The sequence below is a fragment of the Nesterenkonia sp. genome (genome assembly GCF_029265375.1).
GTDB lineage: Bacteria > Actinomycetota > Actinomycetes > Actinomycetales > Micrococcaceae > Nesterenkonia.
The window spans coordinates 1-26,375 of sequence record NZ_JAJUJJ010000009.1 but is presented as its reverse complement, the minus strand read 5'-3'; the positions used below and the strand labels follow the sequence as shown (position 1 = coordinate 26,375).

26 protein-coding genes and 2 pseudogenes are annotated in these 26,375 nt (G+C 64.8%); 20 read left to right on the top strand and 8 right to left on the bottom strand.

Annotated features, from left to right (window positions below; genetic code table 11):
• Positions 1 to 2: 2 nt before the first annotated feature.
• Genes Q1K09_RS05340 through Q1K09_RS05330 form a run of 3 tightly spaced genes read right to left on the bottom strand, consistent with a single transcriptional unit; the run spans position 3 to position 2,118 of the window.
• Positions 3 to 530, bottom strand: coding sequence for a hypothetical protein (locus Q1K09_RS05340; protein WP_300343845.1), 528 nt, complete (start codon positions 528 to 530; stop codon positions 3 to 5).
• On the bottom strand, positions 527 to 1,762 hold the full coding sequence (locus Q1K09_RS05335) for a hypothetical protein (protein ID WP_300343844.1): 1,236 nt from the start codon (positions 1,760 to 1,762) through the stop codon (positions 527 to 529). The genes Q1K09_RS05340 and Q1K09_RS05335 overlap by 4 nt, the downstream gene beginning before the upstream one ends.
• Entirely contained in the window at positions 1,759 to 2,118 is a 360-nt protein-coding gene (locus Q1K09_RS05330; protein ID WP_300343843.1) for a DUF192 domain-containing protein, read from the bottom strand. Before Q1K09_RS05330 ends, Q1K09_RS05335 begins: the two co-directional genes overlap by 4 nt.
• A 458-nt stretch (positions 2,119 to 2,576) precedes the next feature.
• On the opposite strand from Q1K09_RS05330, the gene Q1K09_RS05325 reads away from it, so the two are divergent.
• From Q1K09_RS05325 to Q1K09_RS05265, 13 genes are all read left to right on the top strand, one after another.
• Entirely contained in the window at positions 2,577 to 3,173 is a 597-nt protein-coding gene (locus tag Q1K09_RS05325; protein ID WP_300343842.1) for a hypothetical protein, read from the top strand.
• Positions 3,170 to 3,997 (top strand): Flp pilus assembly protein CpaB, encoded by an 828-nt coding sequence (gene cpaB, locus Q1K09_RS05320; protein WP_300343841.1) that lies wholly within the window; start codon positions 3,170 to 3,172, stop codon positions 3,995 to 3,997. The genes Q1K09_RS05325 and cpaB overlap by 4 nt, the downstream gene beginning before the upstream one ends.
• Complete coding sequence (locus tag Q1K09_RS05315) at positions 3,997 to 5,664, top strand: AAA family ATPase (RefSeq protein WP_300343840.1); 1,668 nt, start codon at positions 3,997 to 3,999, stop codon at positions 5,662 to 5,664. The genes cpaB and Q1K09_RS05315 overlap by 1 nt, the downstream gene beginning before the upstream one ends.
• On the top strand, positions 5,661 to 6,068 hold the full coding sequence (locus Q1K09_RS05310; RefSeq protein ID WP_300343839.1) for a TadE family protein: 408 nt from the start codon (positions 5,661 to 5,663) through the stop codon (positions 6,066 to 6,068). The genes Q1K09_RS05315 and Q1K09_RS05310 overlap by 4 nt, the downstream gene beginning before the upstream one ends.
• Positions 6,069 to 6,193: 125 nt before the next feature.
• Positions 6,194 to 7,510 (top strand): CpaF family protein, encoded by a 1,317-nt coding sequence (locus Q1K09_RS05305; protein WP_300343909.1) that lies wholly within the window; start codon positions 6,194 to 6,196, stop codon positions 7,508 to 7,510.
• Positions 7,511 to 8,440: a type II secretion system F family protein gene (locus Q1K09_RS05300; protein WP_300343838.1), complete on the top strand. Its 930-nt coding sequence runs from the start codon at positions 7,511 to 7,513 to the stop codon at positions 8,438 to 8,440.
• On the top strand, positions 8,440 to 9,342 hold the full coding sequence (locus Q1K09_RS05295) for a type II secretion system F family protein (RefSeq protein ID WP_300343836.1): 903 nt from the start codon (positions 8,440 to 8,442) through the stop codon (positions 9,340 to 9,342). Before Q1K09_RS05300 ends, Q1K09_RS05295 begins: the two co-directional genes overlap by 1 nt.
• Positions 9,336 to 10,514 carry a histidine kinase gene (locus tag Q1K09_RS05290; RefSeq protein WP_300343835.1) on the top strand — a complete coding sequence of 393 codons (1,179 nt, stop codon included), beginning with the start codon at positions 9,336 to 9,338 and terminating at the stop codon, positions 10,512 to 10,514. The genes Q1K09_RS05295 and Q1K09_RS05290 overlap by 7 nt, the downstream gene beginning before the upstream one ends.
• Positions 10,511 to 11,215, top strand: coding sequence for a response regulator transcription factor (locus Q1K09_RS05285; protein ID WP_300343833.1), 705 nt, complete (start codon positions 10,511 to 10,513; stop codon positions 11,213 to 11,215). Before Q1K09_RS05290 ends, Q1K09_RS05285 begins: the two co-directional genes overlap by 4 nt.
• A 117-nt stretch (positions 11,216 to 11,332) precedes the next feature.
• A complete protein-coding gene (locus Q1K09_RS05280) occupies positions 11,333 to 13,165 on the top strand; it encodes an OmpA family protein (RefSeq protein ID WP_300343832.1) in 1,833 nt (610 codons plus the stop codon).
• Positions 13,166 to 13,302: 137 nt separating this feature from the next.
• Positions 13,303 to 13,515 carry a hypothetical protein gene (locus Q1K09_RS05275; protein WP_300343831.1) on the top strand — a complete coding sequence of 71 codons (213 nt, stop codon included), beginning with the start codon at positions 13,303 to 13,305 and terminating at the stop codon, positions 13,513 to 13,515.
• 24 nt (positions 13,516 to 13,539) lie between these two features.
• Positions 13,540 to 14,217, top strand: coding sequence for a pilus assembly protein TadG-related protein (locus Q1K09_RS05270; protein WP_300343830.1), 678 nt, complete (start codon positions 13,540 to 13,542; stop codon positions 14,215 to 14,217).
• Positions 14,218 to 14,310: 93 nt separating this feature from the next.
• Positions 14,311 to 14,790, top strand: coding sequence for an A24 family peptidase (locus Q1K09_RS05265; protein WP_300343908.1), 480 nt, complete (start codon positions 14,311 to 14,313; stop codon positions 14,788 to 14,790).
• 236 nt (positions 14,791 to 15,026) lie between these two features.
• On the opposite strand, the pseudogene Q1K09_RS05260 reads toward Q1K09_RS05265, so the two are convergent.
• The 4 genes and pseudogenes from Q1K09_RS05260 to xseA form a co-directional block, all read right to left on the bottom strand.
• Positions 15,027 to 15,167 (bottom strand): annotated as a pseudogene (locus Q1K09_RS05260) (integrase core domain-containing protein); the annotation flags it as partial.
• 54 nt (positions 15,168 to 15,221) lie between these two features.
• A pseudogene (locus Q1K09_RS05255) lies at positions 15,222 to 15,323 on the bottom strand (IS481 family transposase); the annotation flags it as partial.
• A gap of 100 nt (positions 15,324 to 15,423) precedes the next feature.
• On the bottom strand, positions 15,424 to 15,690 hold the full coding sequence (locus tag Q1K09_RS05250) for an exodeoxyribonuclease VII small subunit (RefSeq protein WP_300343829.1): 267 nt from the start codon (positions 15,688 to 15,690) through the stop codon (positions 15,424 to 15,426).
• On the bottom strand, positions 15,683 to 16,969 hold the full coding sequence (gene xseA / locus Q1K09_RS05245) for an exodeoxyribonuclease VII large subunit (protein ID WP_300343828.1): 1,287 nt from the start codon (positions 16,967 to 16,969) through the stop codon (positions 15,683 to 15,685). The genes Q1K09_RS05250 and xseA overlap by 8 nt, the downstream gene beginning before the upstream one ends.
• 69 nt (positions 16,970 to 17,038) lie before the next feature.
• Between xseA and Q1K09_RS05240 the strand changes: the two genes are divergently transcribed.
• The 5 genes from Q1K09_RS05240 (at position 17,039) to Q1K09_RS05220 (ending at position 22,863) form a co-directional block, all read left to right on the top strand.
• The gene (locus Q1K09_RS05240) at positions 17,039 to 17,971 is read left to right on the top strand and encodes a hypothetical protein (protein WP_300343826.1); all 933 of its coding nucleotides are present in this window, start codon (positions 17,039 to 17,041) and stop codon (positions 17,969 to 17,971) included.
• A complete protein-coding gene (locus Q1K09_RS05235) occupies positions 17,968 to 19,083 on the top strand; it encodes a 4-hydroxy-3-methylbut-2-enyl diphosphate reductase (protein WP_300343825.1) in 1,116 nt (371 codons plus the stop codon). Before Q1K09_RS05240 ends, Q1K09_RS05235 begins: the two co-directional genes overlap by 4 nt.
• Positions 19,084 to 19,140: 57 nt before the next feature.
• Positions 19,141 to 19,899: a sulfite exporter TauE/SafE family protein gene (locus tag Q1K09_RS05230; protein ID WP_300343823.1), complete on the top strand. Its 759-nt coding sequence runs from the start codon at positions 19,141 to 19,143 to the stop codon at positions 19,897 to 19,899.
• Positions 19,896 to 21,074, top strand: coding sequence for an MFS transporter (locus Q1K09_RS05225; RefSeq protein WP_300343822.1), 1,179 nt, complete (start codon positions 19,896 to 19,898; stop codon positions 21,072 to 21,074). The genes Q1K09_RS05230 and Q1K09_RS05225 overlap by 4 nt, the downstream gene beginning before the upstream one ends.
• A gap of 181 nt (positions 21,075 to 21,255) precedes the next feature.
• Positions 21,256 to 22,863, top strand: coding sequence for a DASS family sodium-coupled anion symporter (locus tag Q1K09_RS05220; RefSeq protein WP_300343907.1), 1,608 nt, complete (start codon positions 21,256 to 21,258; stop codon positions 22,861 to 22,863).
• Here Q1K09_RS05220 and rmuC read toward each other — a convergent pair.
• Positions 22,853 to 23,995: a DNA recombination protein RmuC gene (gene rmuC / locus Q1K09_RS05215; protein ID WP_300343821.1), complete on the bottom strand. Its 1,143-nt coding sequence runs from the start codon at positions 23,993 to 23,995 to the stop codon at positions 22,853 to 22,855. The two genes, Q1K09_RS05220 and rmuC, sit on opposite strands and share 11 nt — an antisense overlap.
• 80 nt (positions 23,996 to 24,075) lie before the next feature.
• Between rmuC and Q1K09_RS05210 the strand changes: the two genes are divergently transcribed.
• The gene (locus Q1K09_RS05210) at positions 24,076 to 25,110 is read left to right on the top strand and encodes a PPK2 family polyphosphate kinase (protein WP_300343819.1); all 1,035 of its coding nucleotides are present in this window, start codon (positions 24,076 to 24,078) and stop codon (positions 25,108 to 25,110) included.
• Between the two features lie 173 nt (positions 25,111 to 25,283).
• A complete protein-coding gene (locus tag Q1K09_RS05205) occupies positions 25,284 to 26,276 on the top strand; it encodes a TerC family protein (protein ID WP_300343818.1) in 993 nt (330 codons plus the stop codon).
• Positions 26,277 to 26,375 lie beyond the last annotated feature (99 nt).

Sequence of the window (26,375 nt, the reverse complement as noted above, 5' to 3'; positions counted from 1 at the left end):
CTTCAGACGTTGAGTCGGGCTTTGGCCCTGTGCTCGGCGAAGCTCTCCGAGATCTCCTTGACTACTGGCAGCTGAGACGCGTCGAAGAGGCGGCGTCGGTAGCGGCGCTTGGAGCGCGAAGCGATCAGCGCCCCGGAAGCCGTCGCGGCAAGGGCCAGCAGACAGTCCAGCACCATGAACAGCGTCGCGGACGCGCCGGCGGTCACCATTGCGGTGCTCGCCGAAACCCCCAACACGGACAGTGGGAAGAACACCGCCGCGTATCCGGTTCCGGCGGCGCTCAGGGTGGTGCGGAGCACCAGCCCCGGAGTCGCCCACACCGCCCAGAGCTGGCGAGCAGTGAGGTAGCCGGCGAGCGCCCGACCAGATACGGCCACCAGGGCGATCAGCGCGGTCACTACCTGCCCCCCGACCAGCCAGGCAAGCGGGGGACCGATGATCACGGCAAGCGCGAGCACGGTGACGCCCCACGTCAGATGCAGCAGCGTACCAGCACGGAAGGCCGGCCAGTAGAGTGTGAACCGTCTCACAATAGCCCCTTCCGAACGTGGTCGTCCTCGTTCTCGTCCGGCTTCGGTTCGCACGTCAGCAGCGGGTCGAACGAGGCGCTGCTGATCAGCAGATCAGCGGTGCGGGCGCTGACCAGGCGTGTCTCAGGCGAGGCGGTGTTTCCGGCCTGGACCACCAGCCCCTCGACTGCCGCGAGGACTGTTTCTTCGCCGGAGTCGGCGTCCTGCAGGGTATGCGTGGTCTCCACGGCCACGGCCCCGCTCCTAACGCGTTCGATCACCTGGGAATAGAGCTCGGAGCGCTCCCCGGACGAGGTCCAATCCTCGGCGGTCAGCAGCGGCGCTGCAGTCCCGCTGACGCTCTCCATCGCGAAAATCTCCCGGTACAGGGCTGTGTTGGCGCGCTGGGTGAGGTCCAGGACGAAGCTGCGCAGTACAGCCTCCCCGCTCTCAGCGTATCCCGGTAGCTCGTCGGAAGCAGAGCTGCGCGGAATCCCTGCCGCTGAGCGCAGCTGAGTCAGTGACCAGCCCTCGGAAGCCGGCCCTCCGAAAATCAGACGGTCCGGCTTGAGCTCGAGTCCCAGGTCGATTGTGTAGCTGATGAACCCCCAGATGCCGAGAGCGGCAGCGAAATCCTGCAGTTCTGCGGTGGCCTCATCCAGCGGCATGACCACGGTGACCTGCACTATCTCGCCTTGGGCGTTCTGACGGAGCACACCGTGGCTGCCGGGGCCCGAGGGCTCATTGACCTGGACAGTGGTAGCCACAGGCTCCAGTTCCGCCTCATGGTCCAGTCCAGTGAGCCGCAGCATACGCAGATACCCGTCGCGGATGGGCTGTCCGGTAGGACCAGCGGCCGCGCCGGCGATGCCCCTGAACTGACTGGAATGATCCATGACCCAGCGCTGGGCGTCCTCCCATCGCAGAAACCCGTAGACCTCGGCGCTGTCGTCGTCGCCGGGCACGATGACCTCGGCAGAGTCGTCGCCGAACTGGATGAGGCGGGCGCCCTCCACTGGCGTCTGCTGGGCAAAGGCGAAGGATTCGCGGGCTACCACCCGGTCCCGGCCGGCGTAGTGGCAAACCGGCGGAGAGTCAGGAAAGGTGCCGCAGTCTCCCGCATCGGTGCATGCCGCCAGGGTGAGCTGGTGAGCGATGTCCCTGCCGGAGACCAGCATTATTGACATGGCCAGCAGCACCAGAAGCAGCAGTGCCGTACTGGCGGTGGGAAGTGTGGGCGAAGGGCGTTTCATGCGGCTTGGAACCTCAGCAGTGCCCCCGGCGTCAGGCCCAGCTGTGCGAATGTGCCTTCGGGGGCCTCCCAGGCGGCCTTCGCTCCTCGGCGTGGCCGGTGCGCCCGCCAGGGTTTGAGCGCAGCGACATCGAGGACGGTCCCGTCCCCAGCGATGTAGGCCACGTCGAGACTCCGGCGCATGCCGATGCCGTGCACCGACGAGCAGGGACGCAGCAGCAGTTGCTCGCCCCCGAAGAGCAGACCTCGGAGCCGGCGCAGGTAGGTTCCCGCCTGAGGCACCTCCACAGTCCCGATGTTCTCAGAAGAGATCCGGACCGAGCGGACTCGCCCAGGAACATCGTTCAGCGTTGTCATCTCCTATACTCCTGACATTCGAGCTCCGCGCAAGCAGCGCAGTCTGATCTGGCACCAGCTTGGTGCATGCACCCGGACCCACTATGGGGCGCGGGTCTCAATCTGGGGCCCAAGTTCTGTCCGATCGGCCTCAGAATTAGGCCGGGCGTCACATTTACACGTGACCTCTGTGGTTACACTATTCTCGAGCGGGACTGAACGACAGTTATATGACGTGGGGGCAATAACTGATAATGCGAACGGAGAATGCGCCGTCGCTTGGGGTAGTGGCGATGGCGCCGGGCTCCATTGACGATGCACTTGAGCTTATTCACCGTGGTGCAGATTCATGGGTGGTGCTGATCAGCCCTCATCGCTCGCACGCTGAAAGCAGGCGCCTGGTCTATCAGGCCAGAGCTGCTCGGGAAGAGACGCTCATCGCGTTTCATCCCACGCGACTTTCCCCGCTGGGAGCCCAAGTGCTGCATGAGATGGCCCAGCCGCTGATGAAGGCGCTGCCGGCCCGGCTCATCCTTCCGGCACTTGCGGTCCTGGAATCACAGATTCGTTGCCTGGCTGTGACCCCCACGGTGATCGATATGAACGAACCTAAGGTGCCGCTGTGGCTGCACGCGCGCAGCTGGATCCCGGGAGGCACCTATCTTGCCGAACGGGGTGAGCGGGTCCGTCCCCTGTCCGCTAAGAAGCCGGAGAAGGCGCTCCAGCATGTGGATGTTGCCGAATCCTCCAGCATCGCCCTGGTCGCGGAGTCCGTCAGTCAGAAGAAGCGCGGTGCCCGGGTCAATGTGGCGCTGGAGAAAGTGCTGGAGCATCTGGCTCCCAAAGACATTGTCTATCGTCCCAATCAGCATCCCGATTGGTGGGGCTCGAAGGACACCGCCCAGATAGTCCTGGCGCCCAGCAACCTGGGCGCAGCTGCCCGACAGGCCATCGAAGCCCAGCCGGCGGCCGATGATATTCCTGCCCGCGAGTTGGTGGGCGCCACCGCTCCAGTCCTTTCCGCGCCGGTGGATGAGGACTCGGCCGAGCATGATCTTCAGGAGGACAACGGGTGAACCCCAAACAGCTGCGCGGCGTGATCACGCTGATCATCGCTGTGATCGGTGCCGTGATCGTCTTCCTCGGCGTCACCTCCTACGTCAGTGAGGTGCGCGCCGAGGTGGGTCCGACCACCGAGGTCTATGTCACAACCGAAGATGTTGGTATTCACCAGCCCATCGACCTGAGTCTTGTTGAGGCTCGGGAGGTGCCGGATAAGTACCTCAACGATCAGATGGTCACCCAGCAGGAAGATCTGGTGGGGATGAAAGCCTCTTCCGCCATCGCTGCGAACTCATATCTGCAGACCGACATGATTGAGCCGGCTTCCTCGCTGGAGGATGGCGAACGTGAAATCTCGGTGAACTTCGAAGGCGACCAAGGCATCCACGGACGCGTGCAACCGGGCGACAGGGTCGATGTCGTCGCTTCCTTCGCCAGGGACCGCGGTGGCCCAGAAGTCGGGGACGTCTCCTACCGCCGCGCGGATATTCCCTACAACGTCTCCGGCGTTCTGGTCCAGAATGCTGAGATCGTCTCCGTGGGGCAGCCGGTGGATGCCGGGGTCGCCGCGGGCGCTGCATCAGAAGGCGGAGATCCGGGCATGGTGGTGCCGGTGACCTTCGCCGTAACAATCGGAGAGGCAACCAAGCTGGCCTATGGAGAGTCTTTCGCCGTCTCGATGCGCATCATCCGTTCAGGCAACAACGAAACAGGGACCGCCTTCGAGGAGAGCGATCAGTCATTCCAGGACCCCGACCTGGGACCGAACTTTCAGGAAGCACCTGAACCGCGAGACGAAGAGGGCGAGGAGCAAGACGCTGAGGAAGAGGGCGACTGATGGCTAAAGCAATGCTGTGCAGTGGGGACGACCAGCGGGCGTGGGAGGTCCGGCAAGCACTGTCCGACTCTGGACTCGATGTCGACCGCTCCTATCAGTCCACCCAGGCGCTGCTGGCTGCTTTGGCCCAGTACGGTTCTGACGGTGTGGATGTGCTTGTGATCGATGAGTCCTCTACACCGATGCCAATGTGGGACCTAGCGGCCGAAGTCTCCGGCCGCTACCCCTCCATTGCGGTACTGACAGTGGTCAAGGAGCCCACCAGCACCGACTATGCCACCGCTCTTGACTCAGGCTCCCGAGGCGTCATCACGTACCCGCTGAACTTTGAGAATGTCTCGGCACGCGTCCACGCAGCTGTGTCATGGAGCAGCTCGCTTCGGAAAGCCGTCCAGCGCAGCCAGCAGGACGACGGCGCACTGGGTGCCGGCAAGATGATCGCCGTCGCCTCCGCTAAAGGTGGGGCAGGGTCCTCAACCGTGGCGCTGCACCTCGCGCTAGAGGCTGCACAGACCGAAGGCCGAAAGGTGATTTTGGTCGATCTTGATCTGCAGAAGCCGGATCAGTCCATTCTGATCGACGCCCCCAGGCAGAGAGACATCACAGACTTGCTCAGCGTGATCGACGAGCTCTCGCCCCGTTTCATCGCCGATGTGATCTTCGACCATCCCAACGGGCTCTCCGTCCTCTTTGGGCCGGTGGAAGGAGAGCAAGGTGAAGCCATTACTGAGCCTGCAGCCAAGAAGATCCTCGGGGTGCTGCGCTCATGGTTCGACGTCGTGGTGGTCGACATCGGCTCGGTCATGGGAGAAGCCAACGCCACTGCAGTGGAGATGGCAGACGAGGTTTGCGTGGTATCCCAGGCCAATGTGCTGTCCCTGCGTGGTGTGCGCCGTCTGGTCTCTCTCTGGGAACGGATCGGAGCCCGGCGCTCGGAAAGCGTGAAGGTCGTTCTCAACGGTGTCCACCGTACAAGCGACATCCAGCCCGAGTCCGCTCGCAAGATCGTGGCGCTGCAGACCTACGACACCGTACTGCCCCGGATGGACCGGGCACTTGAGCAGGCGGTCAACCGACGGGAGCCGGCAGTGGCCGGCTCCGAGTGGACCCAGAAGGTCAGAGACCTGGGGCGTGAAATGCAAGTGGTCCCTCCAGCCTCGCTGGCTAAGAGCCCCCGTGGCAAGCCCTCCCGCGAGGGGCGGAAGGAGCGCCGCGCCAAGAAGGACCGGAAACCATCGCGCCAGGCCGAGGCGGCGGAGAGCCGGCTGCCTGGAAACGGAGAGCTTCAGCTCACCGGCCCAGGCGCCCAGACCAGGCGCGCTGCACGCACTGAGCGTGAGCGTGGCCAGGCCAGCATCGAGCTCATCGGAATCTTCGCCATGGTCCTGGTGCTCGCCGCCATCGCCTTCCAGGCGGTGCTGGTCGGTGCCACCTGGGTGATGGCCTCCCATACCGCCAGCGAAGCCGCACGTGCTGCGGCGGTGGGACACTCCATCGTCGAAGCCGCGGAGGCCAGCACGCCCGGACCTTGGCGGGAGGGACTATCAGTCCACGAGTCCCCCGACGGGAGGGTCCAGGTCTCGATGAACACCCCGGTGCTGCTGCCCGTCGCGAGGAGCAGCGCCCTGCCCATCAGTGCCAGCGCAGGAATCCTGGAGGAACCGTGAGATACGCAGATACTCACCCTCGCACCCCGCGGCACAGTAAGGAGCGGGGCTCTCTGAGCATCGAATTCGCCGGAACCATGGTGTTCGTTCTGCTCATGGTGTTCTTTGCCTGGCAGGGACTGCTTGCCATGCATGCGCTGAGCCAGGCCAATTCGGCAGCCCGTGACGCTGCCCGGGCGGAGTCCATCTCCGTCGGCAGCGGATATTCCTCGGGCATGAATGCGCTGAGCCGCTCGCTGCAGCCAGGATCCTCGATCCGTTGCAACAGGTCGGCCCATACTTCGAGGGTGACCTGCCAGGCCGAAGTCAACGTCCCGATCATCCGTATTGGAGTTTTGGGGGACGCGCTGCCCTCGACCACGATCAACCGTTCGGCCACCATGCCGATCATTGAGGCACGCTGATGGCACTTCTGCGCAGAGTTGAGGCCCATCGCCTCAGGCAGGGCGCCCGGGCGTCGGACGCAGATGAGGCTCAGAACTCGGCGGCTGCCGCAGAAGCGGCTAAGCGGAGCAGGTCCCGCGGCACAATGGTCGGAGCCGTACAGGGCAGTGGAGGTGTCCAGGAGCGGGCTGCTGCCGAGTACCGCCGACTGCTGCTGGAAGAGATCGACCTGGCCGAGCTCTCGCGTCTGGAGCCTACGCAGCAGCGGGTCCGCCTCGAGCGGGTGATGAGTCATCTGCTGTCTCGCCGCGGACCGGTGCTATCCGGCCGGGAGCGGCAGGCGATCATTCGCCAAGTGGTGGACGAGGCGCTGGGTCTGGGCATCCTGGAGCCGCTGCTGGCTGATCCCACCGTCACTGAGATTATGGTCAACGGCCCAGACGACATCTTCGTGGAACGGGCCGGGAGGCTGGAACGCCTGGAGTACGGGTTCTCCAGCAATGAGCAGCTCATGCAGACTATCGACCGCATCGTGGCGGCCGTAAACCGCCGGGTGGATGAATCCTCGCCCATGGTGGATGCACGCCTCCCCACCGGTGAACGTGTCAACGTTATTGTGCCCCCGCTGTCACTGGACGGTGCTGCGGTGACAATCCGGCGGTTCCCCACGCCGTTCACCTTGTCCGACCTGGTCGACAAGGGCAGCTTCTCCCTGGAGACTTCGGAACTGCTCAGGGCCTGCGTGCGAGGTCGGTTGAACATTGTGGTCTCCGGCGGTACCGGCACAGGCAAGACCACGCTGTTGAACGCCCTGTCCGGCCAGATTCCCGACCGTGAGCGCATTGTCACCATTGAGGACTCTGCGGAACTGCAGCTGCAGCAGCCCCACGTCATCCGTCTGGAATCCCGTCCTGCCAACATCGAAGGCAAGGGACAGATCACCATCCGCGACCTGGTGAGGAACAGCCTGCGTATGCGGCCCGACCGCATCATCGTCGGTGAGGTCCGCGGCGGCGAAACCCTGGACATGCTCCAGGCCATGAACACCGGCCACGACGGATCCCTGGTCACCGTGCACGCCAACAACAGCGAAGACGCCGTCTCCAGACTGGAGACCCTGGCCTCCATGAGCGAGCTCGATGTTCCCTACGATGCAATCCGTGACCAGATCAATTCCGCGGTGGACATCATCGTCCAGCTGAACAGAGGCGCCGACGGATCACGACGCGTGGTGGAGATCTCCACGGTCACCTCTTCCCGACGGGAGGAGTTCACCCTGCGGCCACTGATGCGCTTCGAACAGGAGCCCCCCGGTCCAGACCGTCAGGTGCGGGGGACGGTCCGCCAGTTCGCAGTTCCGGCAGCATTGGCAGATCGGCTCTGGCTCTCAGGCAACCCTCTGCCGGCCCATATACCTGTCGAGGACGGAGCAGCCTGCCGCCAGCCGGGGGTGACCGTCTAAGTGGCCCCCGATGTCATTCTGCTGGTCCTGGCGGGCGTGCTCGCCATTGCGTGCATCGGCCTGGTTCTCTTCGCCTCCGGCTCTGCCGATCAAGCAGCGGTGGTCCGTGCCGAATCCGGCGGGCTGCGCGGAACGTTCCGCGGCAGTATCCTGCGGCCGCTGGACCAGGCGTTCGGAAGGACTGCTCTGGGCGGACGCCTCACCACGCAGCTGGTGGAGGCGAACCTGCGGTCACTCATGCCTCTGGAGTACGCGGTCATTGGACTGACCTTGGTCATGGGGGCATTCTTCATCGCCCACACTCAGGTGACGGTGCTCTGGGCGTTGCTCATGGCACTGGGGGTGGCCGCCGGCTTGGGACTGCTGCTGACTTTTCTGCAGCAGCGTCAGTACAGGCTGTTCCTTCAGCAGCTGCCGGAACTGGCCCGAATCTTGGCCAACTCGACCAATGCAGGACTTTCCATCCGCACTGCCCTGCAGATCGCTGCAGCGGAGATGTCGGATCCTGCTGGGCGTGAACTTGCGATGCTCAATCATGAACTGGCCATCGGAACCCCAATAGATGTAGCCCTGGAGCGTATGGAGAGCCGCATCCCCGGCAGGGATCTGACAGTGCTTATCGGAACTCTGGTCATCTCCCAGCGATCGGGCGGTTCGCTGATCACTGCGCTGCGGGGCATGGCCCAGGCCCTGGAAGACCGCAAGGAGACCAGCCGCGAAGTCCGCACGCTGGTGACTCAGTCCAGCTACACCGGGTACATGGTGGTGGGGCTGGGCGTGGGTCTCGTGCTGCTGTTCAATCTGATTTCACCGGGCCTGCTCTATGACCTCACCAGCAGCCTGCTGGGGCAGATCACCCTGGTCTTCACCGGCATCACATACGCCATCGGTCTCATCCTGATCAATCGGATCAGCAAGGTGAATATCTGATGCATCCGGCACTTTGGGGCGCTGCCGCTGCCGTCGTTCTTGTACTGGCCGTCCGCGGCTACACGCTGGTACGCGCCGATCCCTTGGGGCACCTGGCCCAAGAAGACCGGTTGCTGATCAAGGAACCCGTGAGGAGGCGACGCCGCAAGAGTCCCTTCACCGCCTTCGGCCAGTGGCTGGGTCCGGAGATCTCCGGGCTGATGGGTGACGGGTACAGTCGGTTCATCACCAAGCGCCTGATGTACGCGCAGGCGGATCAGTTCCCCACCGCAGCAGACTTCTTCGCTATGAAAGCCAGACTCTTGCTGATCTTCGGACTCGGTGGCGTCGCTGTCTTCATGATGGCGCAGAACCTCTGGCTCAGTCTGCTGCTGGTAGTGCTGGGTTTCTTCCTCCCGGATCTGGCTCTGCAGTCCGCCGGCCGGAAGCGGCAGGAGACCATCGAAGGCGACCTGCCCGATTTCCTGGATGTCCTTTCTGTCACTGTGTCAGCCGGCTTGTCCTTCAGGGGCGCTCTGCAGCGAGTTATCGAACGAACCGAAGGTCCGCTGGCCGACGAGATGCGCCTGACCATGCGCCACTTGGATGTCGGGACCTCCCGCTATGACGCTTTCCGAGAGCTGAAGGAGCGCACTCGATCCCAAGCAATGGAGGCCTTCGTGACCTCCTTGATGCAGGCTGAGGAACTTGGGTCTCCGCTGGTGGAGTCTCTGGAGCAGATCGCCACCGATATCCGCCAGAAGCGCGCGCAGCGGGCGCGCCAGCAGGCGTCCAAGGCGTCGCCGAAGATTGCCGCAGTAGTCACCTTGGTCATGGTGCCCGGCACACTGGTGCTCATGCTGGTCAGCATCTACTACACCGCTGATATCGATCTGGGCGCGATGTTTGGAGACTCATGGTGACGTCTCGGACCGCCGGCGGTCGGCCCAGTGACCGCAGGGCCGGCTATGTGCTCATCAAATGCGGCAAAATCGCTCTGGTGCTGCGGCTGGTGTGTACATATCCCGTGGCCGTCGCCGCAGCTGAAGGCGGCAGCCTGAGCGAAATGGTGCTCCTACTGGTGGTAGTGAGTGCGTCCCTGGCCACACTGCTGGGATGGGAGAGAGCGGCACCGTTCATCTCTCGGCACCCGCTGTTGGTCGCGGTGGATATCGTCTTGACCTTGGTGATCTTTGCCAGCACCCAGTCACCCACCGCCTATACAGGCTATCTGGGCTCCACTGCCGTGCTGATCGGACTCTTCTTTCCTACTCTTGGACAGGTTCTTCTCACAGCACTCCTGGCTGTGGGCTTTCTGTCGGTGGTCCTTGTGATCAGCGGGGTCGAGGGGGGCTGGGTGGTCAGCCCCCCTGCGGTCCTGGCCTCGATGGCGCTCTTTGCCAGCGCCACCTATGTTGGCCGGGCGATGCAGCGATTGCAACGACAAGTTGACGCGACTGTTGAGCAGGCGCGATCTGCTGCCGCGGACGCAGCCTTGGGGCAGGAGCGCTCCCGGCTGGCCCGTGAGCTTCACGACTCCCTGGTGAAGAGCTTGGAGGGAATCTCGCTTCAGGCCAAAGCAATGAAGATGACCGGCAAGGCTGTCGAGGAAGCGACCATGATCAGTCAGGCAGCAGCACAAGCGATTCATGACTCCAGGCAGCTCCTGACAGATCTGCGTGACGCATCAGTTCCCCCACTGGCGGATTCTCTGCAAGCCCTGGTGGATGAGGTGGAGGCGTTGTACGGGGTCCAGGCGGACCTTGACGTGGAAAATTGTGTCAACCTACCGCTGGATATTCGTTACGCGGCCCACAAAGTGGCCGAAGAAGCACTGTGTAACGCTGCGACCCATTCTGGTTCTCAAAAACTGGAATGCTCGGCACAGTGTTCAGCGAAGGAGCTGAAGGTGACAGTCCGGGACTTCGGCCGGGGCTTCAAGACAAAGGGTGCGCGGAAAACGAATCACTACGGGCTTATCGGAATGCAGGAAAGGGCGGAAGAGGTCCAGGGCAAGGTGTCGATCATCTCCAAAGCGGGACAGGGCACTGTGGTCAACCTGTCCATCCCGCTGAGCTGGAAGGAAGAAGTATGAGTGCAATCCGCGTCCTCATCGCAGACGACAACAGCGTCGTTCGCACAGGACTGGCGCAGATCCTCAACGCTCTGCCGGATGTGGAATTGGTGGGAGCGGCCGCCGACGGTAAGGAAGCCATTGAGCTTGCAGAGCAGACCAAGCCCGATGTCTGCCTGCTGGATGTGCGGATGCCGGTGATGAACGGAGTGGAGGCCACCAGGGTGATCTCAGAGCGCTGCCCGGTGGTGATGCTCACCCACAGCGAGGAGCATGAGGTGGTCAGTGCAGCCCTGCGCAATGGGGCGCGGGGGTACGTGGTCTACAACGAGATCGAGATGGAGGATCTCTCCAAGGCCCTCCACTCGGTCGCCGCGGGAGCATCGCTGATGTCCCCCAGCGCAGTGACAGCGATCATGGCAGGAGCGGTGCCGGTTGAAGTGCCCAGCGGAGAGGGGGTTGCTACGCTGCCGGAAGCTCCGGCTGAGCCGCACCAGTCGGAGCTCGCAGAGGTTGTCCGGGGCCGTTCTCCCTTCGGGCTCAGTGGGCGCGAGTCGCAGATTATGGAGCTGGTGGCCGATGGTCTTCCCAATAAGGAGATTGCCGCGCTGCTCTTCCTCAGTGAGAAGACCGTGAAGAACCATATCAATCGGATCTTCTCAAAAATGGGAGTGGGGTCTCGCGCCGAGGCTGTCAGCGTTTGGTTCCGCAACCAGCTGTAGTTCAGGTTTGGTGCCTTAAATCCTGGTTTGAGCCGAAGAATGATCGTGTGATGAGACGGAGGGACTGCTAGATACATGAGTGCTTACACATCGCGAACTGCCGCGCATCCTGGAGGCGTGCTGCGTTCCTATCGCGCCCTACTGGCGGGGGCCGTCGTCGGCTCCGTGCTGCTGGCCGGCTGTGCCCCGCAGGATGGTCTTGAACCTGAGCAGGAGGGCAGCGCGGCTGCGGCGCCAGAGGAGACGGAGTCTGCAGAGAAGGAGCAGCCCACCGACCCCGCGTCCGAGGACGACCAGGGGCAGGAGGAAGAACCGGAGTATGCGCTCTCGGGGGGTTTCTGGCGTGCGAACACGCTGCCTGACCCGGTGGCAGAAGCGGTGGTGGAAGCACCGCAGAGCTCCGCCGGCGGAGAGCGTGCCTCGGCGAAAATGCAGGTGCTGTCTCTTGATCGTGATGGCGACTATGCCCGCCTGGTGCTGGCCTGGCTGCAGCCCGAGGACGGGGAGTGGCTCAGGCCGGACTCACTGCGGGCGCTCAGCGCTGTGACCGACCCGGATAAGCCATGGGTGCGCCTGGTGGATCGCGAGGCCGGGGAACTCATCGAACCGCTCAGAACTGACGGTCAGCGTTCCTTTGATCCAGAGGCTGAACCAGAGGTGGAAGACACCAGCGGTGATTTCGAGACCGCCAGTCTGCCAGCGAACTGCATATGCTCTTCGGTCACCAGCGGATCCAACGAGGCGGGGTCTAGAACGTATCTGATCTATGTTGATTTCCCCGCACCTGAATCCGATGAGGTGGATGTGCTGGCGGGCCAGTGGGTTGAACCGCTGAAGGATGTTCCGGTCAGCGAAGGGGAACCCTTCGAACTGCCTGAGGACGGCCTGTCCCGCTTTGTGGGGCAGAACAGTGAACTCCCGGCGATCTACGGCGCCGATGCCCGGTACCAGCGGATCACTCCATTGACAGCGCGCTCACGCAGCCTCACCGGTGTCACCACAGTCATCGACGGTGACACTCAGGAGGTCACGCTGCCATCTGATGTGCTGTTCGAATTCGGTGAGCACACCCTGACAGATGAGGCGCAGTCCATCATTGAAGATGCCGCCCAGAAGCTCAATGCCGAAGCGGCTGGTCAGACAGTGGTCATTGAGGGGCATACGGATAATGTCGATGGCCACGACGTCAATCAGCCGCTGTCCGAGAACCGCGCCCAGGCGGTGGCAGAAGTCATCGAACCGCTGCTGGACGAGGGGATCACTATCGAGACCGAGGGGCACAGCTTCAACCGCCCGCTGGTGCCCAATGAGGACGCTGATGGCAACGACTTGCCGGAGAACCGGGCGCTGAACCGCCGGGTGAGCTTCCGCTACACCGTGGTGGAGGAGGATTCCGGCACCGAAATTGATCTTGGCTACGAGGAGATTGAGGAGCTTCCCGAAGCTGAGGAGACCCAAACCGCCGAGGGCGCGCTGGCCTCCTACCTTCTGGATCCTCCAGAGGATGATCCCAGCGATCTGCGGGTGCGCTTCGACATTCTCGACGCTGCGCGTTCCGATGACGGTGTCATGATGCGGTTTGCCATCGCGACACCTGAGGACGAGGAATACGACGAGTCAGCCTTCAGCCATTCGATCGATACAGGTGAACACTTCGGACCGAACCCCTACTTCTCAGCGAGTCTCCCCACGGCTGCCAATATCAGCCTGGTCGATGACCAGGCCGGTGAACAGCATTTCCCGGTCTCAGCAGGGCCGCTCCACTGCCTGTGCACAGAAGTGGCTGCAGACGGTCCCGGGCTGGGACCACAGCCCTCGCCGCTCTTCGCTGAGTTCCAACTGCCGGAGAACCTTCAGGAGGGCCAGATGACCATCCGCATTGCAGAAAGCAACCAGTTCCAGATGCCCCAGGCCGTCCTTGAGCGACTCGGCGAGGAAACCGACCAATAGCACTGCCACGCTGATTGGGTCTTGGGTTGGGCCTGGTGACCCTGGGCTGAGGGGGTGGCGTTTGGAATGCTGGATCCTGCGAGGCACCGGAGAGGGTGCGGCGTAATTGGATTGGAATCTTGGAAGGGACTTTTGACATGTCTTCTCTGTACCTCAAGCTGCAGAACGCTATGAACGACCGTCGTGAGGATGGTCAGGGCACTATTGAGTACCTGGGTATTGCTGTGGTGATCGCTATTGTGGTGATTGCTGTGGCTTCGTGGTTCAGCAGCACCGGTAATTCTTCGATCACCGATGCCCTGAATAACATCATTGAGCAGGTGAGTGGCCGGTTCGCTGGGGAAGGCTGACGGCTTGACTTTGTGAGTGCGCTTATGAAACGCCTAGTGCGGAAGGACGACGGTCAGGTTTCTCTGGCCGTCGTCCTTCTTGGGCTTGCGGTGCTGCTGATGGGTATTGGGCTGATGGTGCTTGGTCAGGCCAGCGACGCCCGCGGGAAGGCGCAGAAGGCAGCTGACGCGGCAGCCCTTGGTGCTGCCGATTCGGTGCGGCAGCAGTGGATTCAGGCTTGGGTGAACGGTCAGCGTCCACCGTCGGATCCGGGCGATCCGGTGCGGGTACTTCCTTTTGGCTTCTTTGGTGAGGCAGCTTCGTTGTATGGGTATGACTCTGCGGTGGGGTATGCGCGCGCCAACAGCAATTCCCGGGTGGCGGATTATTCGGTCCTGGTGCCCGAGCCTGGGGCGATTCGGGTATCAGTGGAGACTGTGTCTGAGCAGACCGAAGTGGTTGGTACTGGTGATCGGCTGGTGGGTGCTCCGCGGGGGAGTGCTTCTGCTGTTGCTGAGGTGCGGTTGCGTCCGGGGGTGCATTGCCGCGGGTCAGCTGAATGGGACGGGGAGGATGAGGAGGAACTGGAGTCCTGGACGGTACGCTGCACTGGGGCGGGATTTGGCGCGGTGCGAGTGATCTATCGGGCTGGAGGTCATGGTGGAGTGAGTTATGACCCCTCAGAGATCGGCAGACTCTTCGAGATCCGCCTCACCAGCTGAGTCCCGATGTTCCCCCTTCTAGTACACGGAGCTGCCTCACAGCGATTCTGGGTATCCATTGCCGGGGCTTCTCTTGTGCTCGCCTCCTTGGCGATGGTGATCACCGACAGCCCGTGGCCGGCCAAGGGCGCACCTGTGGTCTTTGCCGCAACGGGTCCCCTCCTCGCCGCCATCGACTGGCGGGAGCGGCGACTTCCGGACATCATCACCTTGCCCCTGGCGGCGGCATGCTTCGTGGTCCTCTTGAGCTCCGCCGTTCTCAGTGGTGATTTTTTGCGCCTGGCAATGGCGGTGGCATGCTCTGTGGGATCGGTGCTCTTCTTCTTTGTGCTGTTTGTTCTGGCACCTTCACAGCTGGGTTTCGGCGACGTCAAGCTGATGCTCTCCGCGGGCCTTGTCCTGGGCTGGCACGGCCCCGTAGTTACTGTGATGGGCATCGTGATGGGGCTTCTCTTCGGTCTGCTCTACGGCGTGGTTCAGATCGTGCGCGGGCGGGCGCACCGGCGCTCACATATTGCGCTGGGTCCCCACCTAATCGCCGGGACGCTGGTGCTGGGGCTGCTGCTGTACTGAAAGAGCAGGCGAACCTGGGTCTGGGGCCCCAGATTCGCTGTTTAGGTTTTGGGCCTGGTCTGGTGTCAATGGCCAGTGAGAAGTGGATGGCCTGGGGCATGCTCTGGCCAGTTGCGCATCGCGATTGAATCGGCCTGGGAATGATGGAGGCTCGGTGAATCAGGCTGCAGCGGTGTTGCTGCGGTCTTGGTGAGCATCATAGTAGGCCTGCTCGAACTCCTCCGGGGGATGTCTGCGAGGCTGCCGTGCAGGCGTTGGTGGTTGTACCAGTAGACCCACTCGGCGGTGGCGGCCTCGACCTGTCTCCACGAGGACCAGGTGGACCTCTCGTGGTCGATGACCTCGACCTTGTAGAGCCCGATCGTGGACTCCATCAGCCCCATCGCTGGAAATGGACTCCGGCGAAAGGTGGTGAAGACGAATAAGGTTGTTGAGACCTGGAACCGTTCAGCGACCCGGTGTTGGGGCCAGCCCTGCTCAAGGACCATCCGGGCCCTACCAGCAGGAGTCAACGGAACACTACGGTGAACCATAGGAGACCTCTGTATTGGGTTGTGGGTGTGGTTGCCCACACCGATATCGGAGGTCTCCGTTTCTGCTCAAACCCGTTCGCAACGTGTCGAGGAACTACATCTAGTCCTCTTCGTCAGCCTCGGGCCCGGACAGCTGCCGGCGGACTTCGTCGAGACGTTCGGCCGCGCCGTCGAGCCAGCGCTCGCAGCGGTCGGCCAGCGCCTCTCCGCGCTGCCACAGGGCCAGGGACTCCTCCAGCGGAGCGCCGCCGGTCTCCAGTTTGGTGACCACGGCGATCAGCTCCTCGCGAGCCTGCTCATAGGACATCTGCTCAATGTCCTCAGTCTCAGCGGTGCTGAAGTGTGCGTTGCTGGGGGACTCACTCATCTGTGGGCTCCTTGTAGACATCGGTGACAACTGCAGAGAACTCGCCGCGAGCCACCATCACCTGCACCGTCTTCTCCGGCTGCAGCTGCCCTGCGTCGCGGATGATCTGCCGCTGGTGCTGCACCACTGCGTAGCCGCGGTCCAATGTCGACTGCGGTGAGAGCGAGGTCACCCGCGAACGGGTTCCGGCCACCCAATCCCGGGCGCGGTCCACCGCCGTCTGGGTGCACACCAGTGCGCGGTGGCGAAGACTGTGCACAGCTTCAGCACGTTGGGTGATCATCTCCTCCGGCCGGGCCAGGACGGGCCGGGAGCGGATCGTCTCCAACCATTCGGCCTCCCGCGTCAGCCGGCGCTGCAGCCCCTGCGACATGCGGGTGCGGGCCTGGGCGATGTTCTCCCGCTCCAGGGCCTCCTCCGGCACCAGCAGCTTGGCCGACCCGGTGGGCGTAGAAGCCCGCACATCGGCGACCTCATCGAGCAGCGGACGGTCGGCCTCATGCCCGATGGCCGAGACCACCGGGGTCTGCGCCTGGGCGACGGCACGCACCAGCCGCTCGTCGGAGAACGGCAGGACGACCTCCTCCAGCGCGCCGCCGCCGCGTGCGATGACGATGACGTCCACACCCTCGGCCGCGTCCAGACGCTGCAGAGCCGCGGCAACCTCCGCAGGAGCCGCCGGACCCTGGGTGGCGACCTCCTCCACTGCGAACCGGGCTGCGGCCCAGCGGGCGGTGACATTGCGCAGAATGTCCTTCTTCGCATCCGAGTCCCGGCCGGTGATCACCCCGATGGTCCGCGGCAGCACCGGCAGCGGCTTCTTCCGCTCCGGGTCGAACAGGCCCTCGGCGGCCAGCTGCTGCTTCAGCCGCTCCACCCGCGCCAGCAGATCGCCCAGCCCCACCGGCTCCATGCGGTGGGTGACCAGGGAGAGACGCCCTGACTTCTCCCACAGCGAGGGCTTGACCAGCGCCACCACCCGGGAGCCGGGGGCCAGGCCCTTCTCCTGCAGCCCGCCGGCCACATTCCGCCAGGCCACCGCGGTGAAGGAGATCTCCTGCTCCAGGTCCCGCAGGGTCATCCACGCGGTCCCGTTGCGCAGGTTGAACTCCACCAGCTGGCCCTCCACCCAGGTGGGGGTCACCCGGTCGATATGAGCGCGCAGCTTCCCGGAGAAGTGGCTCAGCGGCCACGGTGTCTCCTCCGAGGTCTCCTGGGACGAGGCCGGCATGGCCGACAGCGGCGCGCGAGCTTTGGCGTGCGGCTCCTGGTAGTTCATACTCCCTACAGACTACTGCCTGCCCCCGACACCGCAGATGCCCCCGCCTGCTGGTGAGGAGACGAAAGAATGCGCCGTGTGATCAGCCTGCTGTGCCTGCTGCTGGCCGGTGTGCTCTCTGCCGCCGCCCTGGCGGGCCACCAGGTGGACCAGCTGCTGCGCGAACCGGAGCCGGTCCGCGAGATCGCCGGTGCGCTGCCGGAGGATGAGGCGTTCTCCGAGGCGGTGTCGCAGATGCTGGTGGAGCAGACGGTCTCCTCCCTGCCGGACGCCCTCGGCGCTCTGGTGCCGGGCGGCCTCGAGCACCTGGTGGGACCGGTGGTCGATCAGGTGCTGAACAATGAGCGCACCATCGCCGCCTGGGACGAGGTGCTGCAGACCACCCGTCAGGACTACACCGCGCAGCTGGAGGGCATCTTTGCCCGCGGCACCACCGGTGACGTGCGCGAGCTGGACCTCAGCGTGGAGCTGACCCCGGTCACCGATGCGATGACCGCCCCGCTGCGGGAGCAGGCCGAATCGGTGCTGCAGCTGCTGCCCGGCCTCGACGCCGAGGATGTGGAGATCCCCACTCCGGAGTTCGTCGTCGATATCGAAGCCGCAACGGATGAGGGCGCCGATCCCTACACCTGGGCCACAGCCGCTGCGGCCAGCCAGCACTGGATGCTCTTCGCCGGCGCGGCGGCGGTGCTGGCAGCGCTGGGATTGGCGATCGGGCCGCGCAGGACCCGGTGGATCGCACTGGCCGTCGGGGCGCTGACCGCGGGTGCGCTGGGACTGTGGATTGCGACGACGGCGGCCTCACCGGATCTGACGCACTCCGAGGGCATGCCGCAGGCAGCCGCCGCGCTGCTGGAGCACGTCCAGACGCGCTTCACCGAGTGGGCTCAGCCGTCCTGGTGGATCTTCACCGGGGTGTGCGGGTTCCTGGCCGTGATGGGAGTTCTCGCCGCCGTCGCCGTTCCGCGTGTTCAGCCACGGCCGGTAGACTGGCGCGCATGAGCACCACCACCCCGGAAGCTCCCGCCGTCCAGCGCCGCAAGCACATTTCGGTGCCCACCCCGCAGGTGCCGCGCAAGCGGCGCAGCCCGGAGGAGATCGCCGCAGCCACCACCGTCGAGGGTCCCAAACGCATCCTGCTGGCCGCCCCGCGCGGATACTGCGCAGGAGTCGATCGGGCCGTCGTCGCCGTGGAGAAGGCCCTGGAGCGATACGGCCCCCCGGTGTATGTGCGCAAAGAGATCGTGCACAACAGGCATGTGGTGGACACCCTCACGGAGAAGGGTGTGATCTTCGTGGAGGAGGCCGATGAGGTCCCTGAGGGGGAGCTGCTGATCTTCTCCGCCCATGGGGTCTCGCCTGCGGTGAAGCAGACCGCCCAGGAGCGTGGGCTGCAGACCATCGACGCCACCTGCCCGCTGGTGACCAAGGTGCACCGGGAGGCGGTGCGGTTCACCACCAAGGACGACTACCACATTCTGCTGATCGGCCATGACGGTCACGAGGAGGTGGAGGGCACTTATGGGCATGCGCCGCAGAGCACCACGATCGTCAACGGTCCGTGGGAGGTCGACCAGATCGAGGTTCCAGATCCGGACCGGCTCATCTGGCTCTCGCAGACCACGCTTTCGGTGGACGAGACGATGGAGACGGTTCAGAAGCTCAGGGAGCGGTTCCCGAATCTCCAGGATCCTCCTTCGGATGACATCTGCTACGCCACGTCCAACCGTCAGGCGGCGATCAAGAAGGTCGCCCCGGAGTCGGATCTGGTGATCGTGGTCGGCTCCGCCAACTCCTCCAACTCCGTGCGCCTGAAAGAGGTGGCCGAAGAGTACGGGGCCAAGCGCGCCGAGCGCGTGGACTTCGCCAACCAGGTGGACGAGTCCTGGTTCACCGAGGCAGCCACCATCGGAGTGACCTCCGGGGCCTCGGTCCCCGAGGTGCTGGTCCAGGAGGTGCTGCGCCTGCTGGCCGACTACGGCTACGGCGAACCGGAGGAGATCGTCACCGCCGAGGAGGACATCGTCTTCTCCCTGCCCAAGGAGATCCGCAAGGCCCTGCAGGAGGCCGGGCATGAGGACGTGGGCCGCGGCGGACGCAAACGCCAGGACTGAGCCCGCGCCCCACCCCTGCCGCCGCCCGCGTTCGGCCCTGAGGTTTACGATGGCCCGGTGAGCATTGTGGGCACTGTGGCGGCGATCGTCGCCGCCGTGCTGGCCGGCACCGTGCTGCAGCGGCTCTCGGGAACCGGAGTCGGGCTCGTCGTCGCGCCGGTGCTCTCGCTGCTGCTGGGGCCGGCGTTCGGCGTGCTGGTGACCAATAAGACGACTGTGGTCTCCGGGTTCCTGATCATGCTCAGCGTCTGGGCGCATATCAGCTGGAGTCGCTTCTGGCTGATCATCCCCGCAGCACTGGTCGGGGCCTGGCCCGGAGCTTGGCTGGTGGGGGCACTGTCCGCGGGGTGGCTCTCCATCATTCTGGGATCCATTGTGGTCATCGCCCTGCTGGTCACCGTGAGTCTGCGCCGTCTGCCGGAATGGACCAGCCGGACCCCGGCGGTGATCGCAGGCCTGCTGGGCGGGTTCTTCAACACCACTTCCGGCGTGGCGGCCCCGGTGATGGTGATCTATTCGAGGCTGGCCCGCTGGGAGCAGCGGTCCTTCGCGGCCACCCTGCAGCCGATCTTCATGACTATGGGCGCCGCCTCGGTGCTCAGCAAGCTGAGTTTGGGCTCGGTGGAGGCCAGCGGCGAGGCCGGGCTGCCGCTGCTGTGGCTGGCCCCCGCAATTGTGGCCACTGTGCTGGTGGGCACGGTGATCGGGGCCAGACTGGCCAGGCGGGTGCCCGTCTCCGCGGCACGTACCCTGGCGATGACGCTTGCCGGACTGGGCGGGGCCGCGGCGATTGTGCGGGGAGTGATCCTGCTGTGAGCCGGCTGCAGCCGGGCACTGCGGGGTACCGGCGTCTGCTGGCGGCACTGTTCTTCATCGGGGTGGCGACCTTCGCCCAGCTGTATTCCCCGCAGGGCCTGCTGCCGCTGATCGCCGAGGACCTGCAGGTCCCTCCGGACCGCGCGGCGCTGATGATCTCCGCCGCCACCCTGGGCCTGGCCGCCGGTGTGATCCCGTGGTCCTATATCGGCGACGCCATGGGCCGGAAACCCGCTATGGGCACCGCCATATGCCTGGCGTGCCTGTTCGCGCTGCTCACCGTGGTGATGCCCAGCTTTCCGCTGGCGCTGGTGATGCGCTTCGCGGAGGGCTTCATGCTGGGCGGGATCCCTGCCCTGGCGGTGGCCTACCTCAATGAGGAGGTCAGTCCGCGGGCAGCGGCGGTGGCGGCCGGGACCTATATCTCCGGCACCACGATCGGAGGGCTGTCCGGCCGTGTGATTGCCGCCCCGGTGGGGGAGCAGCTGGGATGGAAGCCCGGCATGCTGGTGGTCACCGCGCTGGCGGTGGTCTGCGTGCTCATCTTCCTGCGCACTGCCCCCGCCGCAGCGCATTTCACTCCCGGCGGCACCAGAGTTCGCGCCGCGGCTGCTGCGCTGTTCGGCAATCTGCACTCTGCCGCACTGTGGGTGATCTACCTCCAGGGGTTCCTCACGATGGGCGGGTTCGTGGCCATGTACAACTTCCTGGGCTTTCACGTGGCCGCCCCGCCGTTCTCCCTGCCGATCTGGTTGGCGTCCTTCATCTTCTTCGCCTATCTGGCAGGCACCCTCTCCTCGCCGCGGGCCGGGGCGCTGGCGGCCCGCCACGGCAGGCGTCCGGTGCTGATCGCCGGGAACCTAGTGATGATGGCGGGGGTCGCGATGACGCTGATTCCCCACCTGGGGGTCATCATCCTCGGCATGGTGGTGCTCACCGCCGGGTTCTTCGCCTCGCATGCGGTGGCCTCCGGGTGGGCCGGCGCCTCGGCGGTGGCCGGCAGGTCCCAGTCGGCGTCGCTGTACAACCTGGGCTACTACGGGGGATCCTCTGTCTTCGGGTTCCTGGGCGGAACGTTTCTGCATGCCGCCGGCTGGCCCGGCACGGTCGGGATGGTCATGGCGCTGGCGCTGACCGCCACTGTACTGGTGGCCCTGGTGCTGCCCAGAAATTAGTTCAACCCCGGGTGCAGGGTCAGCCTGGCACAGCGTCGGTGAACTCTGTCACAGTGTGTGCTGTCAGCTGCCGTATCGCAGAGCACAGGAGATGACGATGACGCCCCCGCGTTCCCGAGTCACCGGCGCCCATCTGAAGCAGTACGACCCCGCTGAGCAGTCCCAGCGGGAGCAGGCGGCCATGTCGGCGGGCCTGCAGGCTGAAGGGTTCGCCAAGCCCACCCTGCTGCGCAGGCTGATCGGGCTGTTCGGCGGCATCGCCTTGGCACTGCTGGTCTACGCGATCATGCCGGGGGACCTGGAGGTCTGGCCCCGGCTGACCGCAGCCACCGCGGTACTGATGGCGGTGTGGTGGATGACTGAGGCCATCCCGATCCCGGCCACCGCTCTGCTGCCGCTGATCATCTTCCCCGTGCTGGTGCCGGAAGGAGACTTCGGTTCCGCCGAGGAAGCTGCCGGGGGCGTTTCGGTCGATGACATCGGCGCTTCCTACGGGCACAACATCATCTTCATCTTCATGGGCGGCTTCATGCTGGCCCTGGCGATGCAGCGCTGGAACCTGCACCGCCGCATCGCGCTGGTCACCCTGCGCGCGATGGGATCGAAGCCGGCTAACCTCATCGCCGGCTTCATGATCGCCACCGGATTCCTCTCCATGTGGGTCTCCAACACGGCTACAGCGGTGATGATGCTGCCGATCGGCATCTCGGTGCTGATGCTGGTGCGCAAGATCCTCGCCGGGGAGGACCCCGCCGATGCCGCCGAGACCGAAGCGGACCAGGAGCAGGGCAAGAAGGATGCCATCAAGTCCAATTTCGGCACGGCCCTGATGCTGGGCATCGCCTATGCCGCATCCATCGGCTCGCTGGGCACCATCATCGGCACTCCGCCCAATACTCTGCTGGCCGGCCATATGAGCAGCAACCATGATATGGACATCAACTTCGGCCAGTGGATGCTGGTGGGAGTGCCGGTATCGGTGGTGATGATGGCCTTCGCGTGGTTCATGCTCACCCAGGTGATCTTCCGCCCCGAGATCGACGACATCCCCGGCGGGCGGGACCTCATCCGTGAGCAGCTGGACCGGCTGGGCAAGATGAGTCAGGGAGAGATCCGGGTGCTGCTGATCTTCGTGCTCGCCGCAGCCTCCTGGGTCACCATCCCGCTGGCAACCGAGCTGCTGATCACCATGGAGGTCCTCGGTGAGGACGCCGAACCGTTCATCAGCGACGCCGGCATCGCCATGACGATCGCAGTGCTGCTGTTCCTGCTTCCGGCCGGTGGGGACGCTAAGAAGGGCGTGCGGCTGCTGGACTGGGAGTACGCGGTGAAGCTGCCCTGGGGCATCCTGCTGCTCTTCGGCGGCGGTCTGGCGCTGTCGGGACAGTTCGGCTCCTCGGGACTGTCCAATTGGCTGGGCACGCAGATGGAGGCCCTGGCCGGCATTCCCGTGTGGGTGCTGGTGGCGATCGCTGCCCTGGGCGTGCTGGTCCTCACCGAGATGACCTCCAATACTGCGACGGCGGCCACGTTCCTGCCGGTGGCATCCGGCGTGGCCATGGGCACCGGCGTAGAGCCGCTGATCCTTGCGGCACCTGTGGCGCTGGCCGCCACCTGCGCGTTCATGCTGCCGGTGGCAACCCCGCCGAATGCGATCGCCTACGGCTCCGGCTATGTGACCATCGGCCAGATGGTCAAAGGCGGACTGTGGCTCAACGTCGCCTCGGTGGTCGTGATCACCCTGGTGTCGGTGACCGTGCTGATCTGGGTCTTCGGGCTCAGTCTGTAGCCTCGCTGAGCCGCGGCCCGAGGGGGCGGACCTGAGTATCCACACGTGAGACGGAGAGGGTCTCTCCCAGGTCCTCCAGCTCGGCGGGACTCTCCTCCTCCACCTCGAGCCGGCTCAGCGCCTCCACCTGCGGAAGCACACGCAGCTCCACGGTGCCGATCAGCCGGTTATAGGCCTCCACACTTTGGGTGATGCGCCGGCCCACGTCCTGCAGATAGCTGCTCATCCTGGCCAGCCGGGTGTACAGCTCGCGCGAGTGGTCCACGACCTCTTTGATGTTCTGCGCCAGGCGCTCCTGCCGCCAGGCGGCCTCCACCGCTTTGAGCGATGCCAGCAGCGAGGCCGGCGAGACCAAGGTGACACCTTTGGCCAGGGAGGTGTCCAGCAGCGCCGGGTCCGCCTCCAGCGCGGCGGAGAGCAGCGACTCAGCCGGGACGAAGCAGAACACGACGTCGGGGGAGAGCTCCACTGCTTCCCAGTAGCGCTTCTTGGCCAGCTCATCGACCCGGGCCCGCAGGGCTTTGGCCTGAGCTGCGGGGTCTGCGGGGTTCAGCGGCGCCTTGGCGTCGATCACCAGCTGCCTGCGGCCCGGCAGGTGCACCACCATATCGGGACGCAGGGCGCCCTCGTGCCCGGAGTGCTGCTCAGTGAAGTCCACATGCGGCAGCATCCCGGCTGCCTCCACCACTCGCCGCAGCTGCACCTCACCCCAGTGCCCGCGCGCCGAGGTGGAGTGCAGAGAACCCAGCAGCGCCTGGGTGGATTCGATGATCTTGGCATCGGACTGCGCAGCGCGGGCCAGCTGCTCGGCCAGTTGGGAGTGCTGGGCGGCGCGTTCACGCTCGATCTCTTGGACACGCCGCCGCACCTCGGTGACCCCCTCGCGCACCGGCTGCAGCATCTCCACCAGGGATTCGCGTTCGCGGGCGGCTTCGGCCTCCTGCTGCCGCCGTCGTTCTATCTCCTGGAGCTGGCCGGTGGCCCAGGCCAGCTCCCGCTGAGCTGAGGAGAGGTCCTGCTGGGCCGAGGACAGCTCGGAGCGCAGTGCTGTGGCCTCGCGGCGGCCGCGGCGGCGCATCAGCATAAACGTGACGGCGGCGCCGAGCAGGACGCCGAGCAGTAGGAGTTCCATGTCTGACACTCTGCCACCTGTCACGGACATCGGCGGTGACATTCGCGCCCACTAGGCTGGCTCTCTGGGAGGAGATGCGAATGAGCCTGCATGTGGAGCTGACCGGTTATCCCGGGCCCGACGCGGAGAGCGGTGTGCCCTTCGAGGCTGACCCGCGCAGCCTGTGGCGGGTGAGCCAGCACCCGGTCCCGCTTCAGCTCTCCGATGTCCCGACCCGCGCAAAGACCGGGTTCCGCGGGGGAAAGAAAGCGGGCCAGAAGGCTTTGGCGGCGCGTTCCGAGCTGCTGGCTGAGCTGCAGGAGCTGCTGTGGGCCCATGTGCTGGCCGCACCGGAGAGCGAGCGGCAGGCGGTGGTCGAGGCGATCGCCGAGCGCGCCTCCGCAGACGACGACGCCGAGGAGTCCCGCCGCAGCCAGCTGTTCCCCTCGAAGGTGGAGAAGGCGATCGAGGGGATCGAGCGCGGACCGCGGCTGCTGCTGGTGCTGCAGGGAATGGATGCTTCCGGCAAGGGCGGCACGGTCAGCTCCGTGGTCGGCGCCATGGATCCTCTGGGAGTCAGCGTCGCAGCCTTCGGGAAGCCCACCCCTGCCCAGCTGCGGCGGCATTACTTGGAACGGATCATCGCGCGTCTGCCCTCACCGGGCCATGTGGGCGTTTTCGACCGCTCCCACTATGAGGACGTGCTGGTGCCGGCGGTCGCCGGCACGCACAGCGAGGACGTGCTCGCTGAGCGGGTGGAGACGCTCCAGATGTTCGAACGCGAGCTGGTCCGCCGTGGGTTCGTCATCGTGAAGGTGATGCTGCACATCTCCGCCGAGGAGCAGCTGGAGCGGCTGCTGGCGCGGCTGGACAGGCCCCACAAGCAATGGAAGTACGACCCCTCCGATGCTGACGCGCGCGCGGAGTTCGCCACATTTCAGACCGTCTACGCGTCCTTGATCGAGGCCACGGACACCGACTATGCGCCCTGGCACGTGGTGGGGGCCGACCGCAAGTGGTACTCGCGACTGGCAGTGCAGGAGCTGCTGATCGCAGCGCTGGGGGACCTGAACCTGACCTGGCCGGCGGCGGACTATGACGTGGAGCAGGAACGACGACGGCTGATGCAGGCATAGCCGCAGCAGGACGTATACTCGTGCTGGTGGAGGGGAGTATCCCACTCGCGGCGGTCTCGTCAGCACGTACTGACATCAGTTCCGGGGCCGTCGGCCGCCGGTGAGTCCGGCGGCGGGAGAGACCTCCGGTACCGCGCCGCACCCTGCGGCGCCCGAGTTCCGGAGGTCCTTGAATGGATGTGTCCCTGTCCGTGTGGCTGATCACCGTTGCGGTGATCGCTGCGTTCTTCGTCTTCGACTTCTTCTCCCATGTGCGGACCCCGCATGAGCCGAGCCTGAAAGAATCCGGCTTCTGGTCGGCCTTCTACGTGGGACTCGCCGTGCTCTTCGGTGTGCTGGTGACCTACGTATGGGGCGGCGAGTTCGGCGGTGAGTACTTCGCCGGGTATGTGACGGAGAAGGCGCTCTCGGTCGATAACCTCTTCGTCTTCCTGGTGCTGATGTCCAGCTTCGCGGTCCCGCGGGCCTATCAGCAGAAGGTCCTGCTGATCGGTATCGCGATCGCCCTGGTGATGCGGGGCGCGTTCATCGCTGTGGGTGCTGCCGCCATCAACGCGTTCGCCTGGGTCTTCTACCTATTCGGCATCTTCCTGGTCTACACCGCGGTGAAGCTGGTGATCGATCATGCGCGGTCGAAGGAGGAGACGACGGAGGATTCGGCTCCTGTGCGGCTGATGAAGCGCATCCTTCCCACCACGGAGGAGTACCACAGTGACCGGTTGACGGTGAAGCTGAACGGCAAGCGAATGGTCACCCCCATGCTGCTGGCCCTGGTAGCCATCGGTATGACCGACCTGATGTTCGCGCTGGATTCCATCCCAGCGATCTACGGTCTCACCCAGGAGCCGTATCTGGTCTTCACCGGGAACGCCTTCGCTCTGATGGGGCTGCGTCAGCTCTACTTCCTCATCGGCGGGCTGCTGGACAGGTTGATCTACCTGTCCTACGGCCTGTCCATCATCCTGGCGTTCATCGGCGTCAAGCTGGTGCTGCATGCTCTGCACGAGAACACCCTGCCCTTCATCAATGGTGGGCAGCCCGTACCGGTGCCGGAAGTCACCATCGGCGTTTCGATGGCAGTGATCGGCACTGTTCTGACCGTCACCATCGCAGCCAGCCTCATCGTCAGCCGCCGGCGGGGGCGTGCTCAGGCGGTGAGGATGTAGTGGTGGGCTTGGTGGAGGTCGATGGTGGGGTTGACCGGCAGCGGTGCGGCTGCTGGTGGGCTGGCCCGCTCGGGTGGGCTGGCCCTCTCGGCTGAGCCG

What these genes read in the sequence shown, in the direction of transcription:
- Q1K09_RS05335 (WP_300343844.1), bottom strand. Translation starts at nt 1,762, where the DNA reads ATGAAACGCCCTTCGCCCACACTTCCCACCGCCAGTACGGCACTGCTG.
- Q1K09_RS05315 (WP_300343840.1), top strand. Translation starts at nt 3,997, where the DNA reads ATGGCTAAAGCAATGCTGTGCAGTGGGGACGACCAGCGGGCGTGGGAG.
- Q1K09_RS05250 (WP_300343829.1), bottom strand. Translation starts at nt 15,690, where the DNA reads ATGAGTGAGTCCCCCAGCAACGCACACTTCAGCACCGCTGAGACTGAG.
- Q1K09_RS05220 (WP_300343907.1), top strand. Translation starts at nt 21,256, where the DNA reads ATGTCGGCGGGCCTGCAGGCTGAAGGGTTCGCCAAGCCCACCCTGCTG.
- Q1K09_RS05265 (WP_300343908.1), top strand. Translation starts at nt 14,311, where the DNA reads ATGGTGATCACCGACAGCCCGTGGCCGGCCAAGGGCGCACCTGTGGTC.
- Q1K09_RS05205 (WP_300343818.1), top strand. Translation starts at nt 25,284, where the DNA reads ATGGATGTGTCCCTGTCCGTGTGGCTGATCACCGTTGCGGTGATCGCT.
- rmuC (WP_300343821.1), bottom strand. Translation starts at nt 23,995, where the DNA reads ATGGAACTCCTACTGCTCGGCGTCCTGCTCGGCGCCGCCGTCACGTTT.
- Q1K09_RS05290 (WP_300343835.1), top strand. Translation starts at nt 9,336, where the DNA reads ATGGTGACGTCTCGGACCGCCGGCGGTCGGCCCAGTGACCGCAGGGCC.
- Q1K09_RS05295 (WP_300343836.1), top strand. Translation starts at nt 8,440, where the DNA reads ATGCATCCGGCACTTTGGGGCGCTGCCGCTGCCGTCGTTCTTGTACTG.
- Q1K09_RS05210 (WP_300343819.1), top strand. Translation starts at nt 24,076, where the DNA reads ATGAGCCTGCATGTGGAGCTGACCGGTTATCCCGGGCCCGACGCGGAG.
- xseA (WP_300343828.1), bottom strand. Translation starts at nt 16,969, where the DNA reads ATGAACTACCAGGAGCCGCACGCCAAAGCTCGCGCGCCGCTGTCGGCC.
- Q1K09_RS05270 (WP_300343830.1), top strand. Translation starts at nt 13,540, where the DNA reads ATGAAACGCCTAGTGCGGAAGGACGACGGTCAGGTTTCTCTGGCCGTC.
- Q1K09_RS05240 (WP_300343826.1), top strand. Translation starts at nt 17,039, where the DNA reads ATGCGCCGTGTGATCAGCCTGCTGTGCCTGCTGCTGGCCGGTGTGCTC.
- Q1K09_RS05330 (WP_300343843.1), bottom strand. Translation starts at nt 2,118, where the DNA reads ATGACAACGCTGAACGATGTTCCTGGGCGAGTCCGCTCGGTCCGGATC.
- Q1K09_RS05275 (WP_300343831.1), top strand. Translation starts at nt 13,303, where the DNA reads ATGTCTTCTCTGTACCTCAAGCTGCAGAACGCTATGAACGACCGTCGT.
- Q1K09_RS05285 (WP_300343833.1), top strand. Translation starts at nt 10,511, where the DNA reads ATGAGTGCAATCCGCGTCCTCATCGCAGACGACAACAGCGTCGTTCGC.
- Q1K09_RS05235 (WP_300343825.1), top strand. Translation starts at nt 17,968, where the DNA reads ATGAGCACCACCACCCCGGAAGCTCCCGCCGTCCAGCGCCGCAAGCAC.
- Q1K09_RS05305 (WP_300343909.1), top strand. Translation starts at nt 6,194, where the DNA reads ATGGTCGGAGCCGTACAGGGCAGTGGAGGTGTCCAGGAGCGGGCTGCT.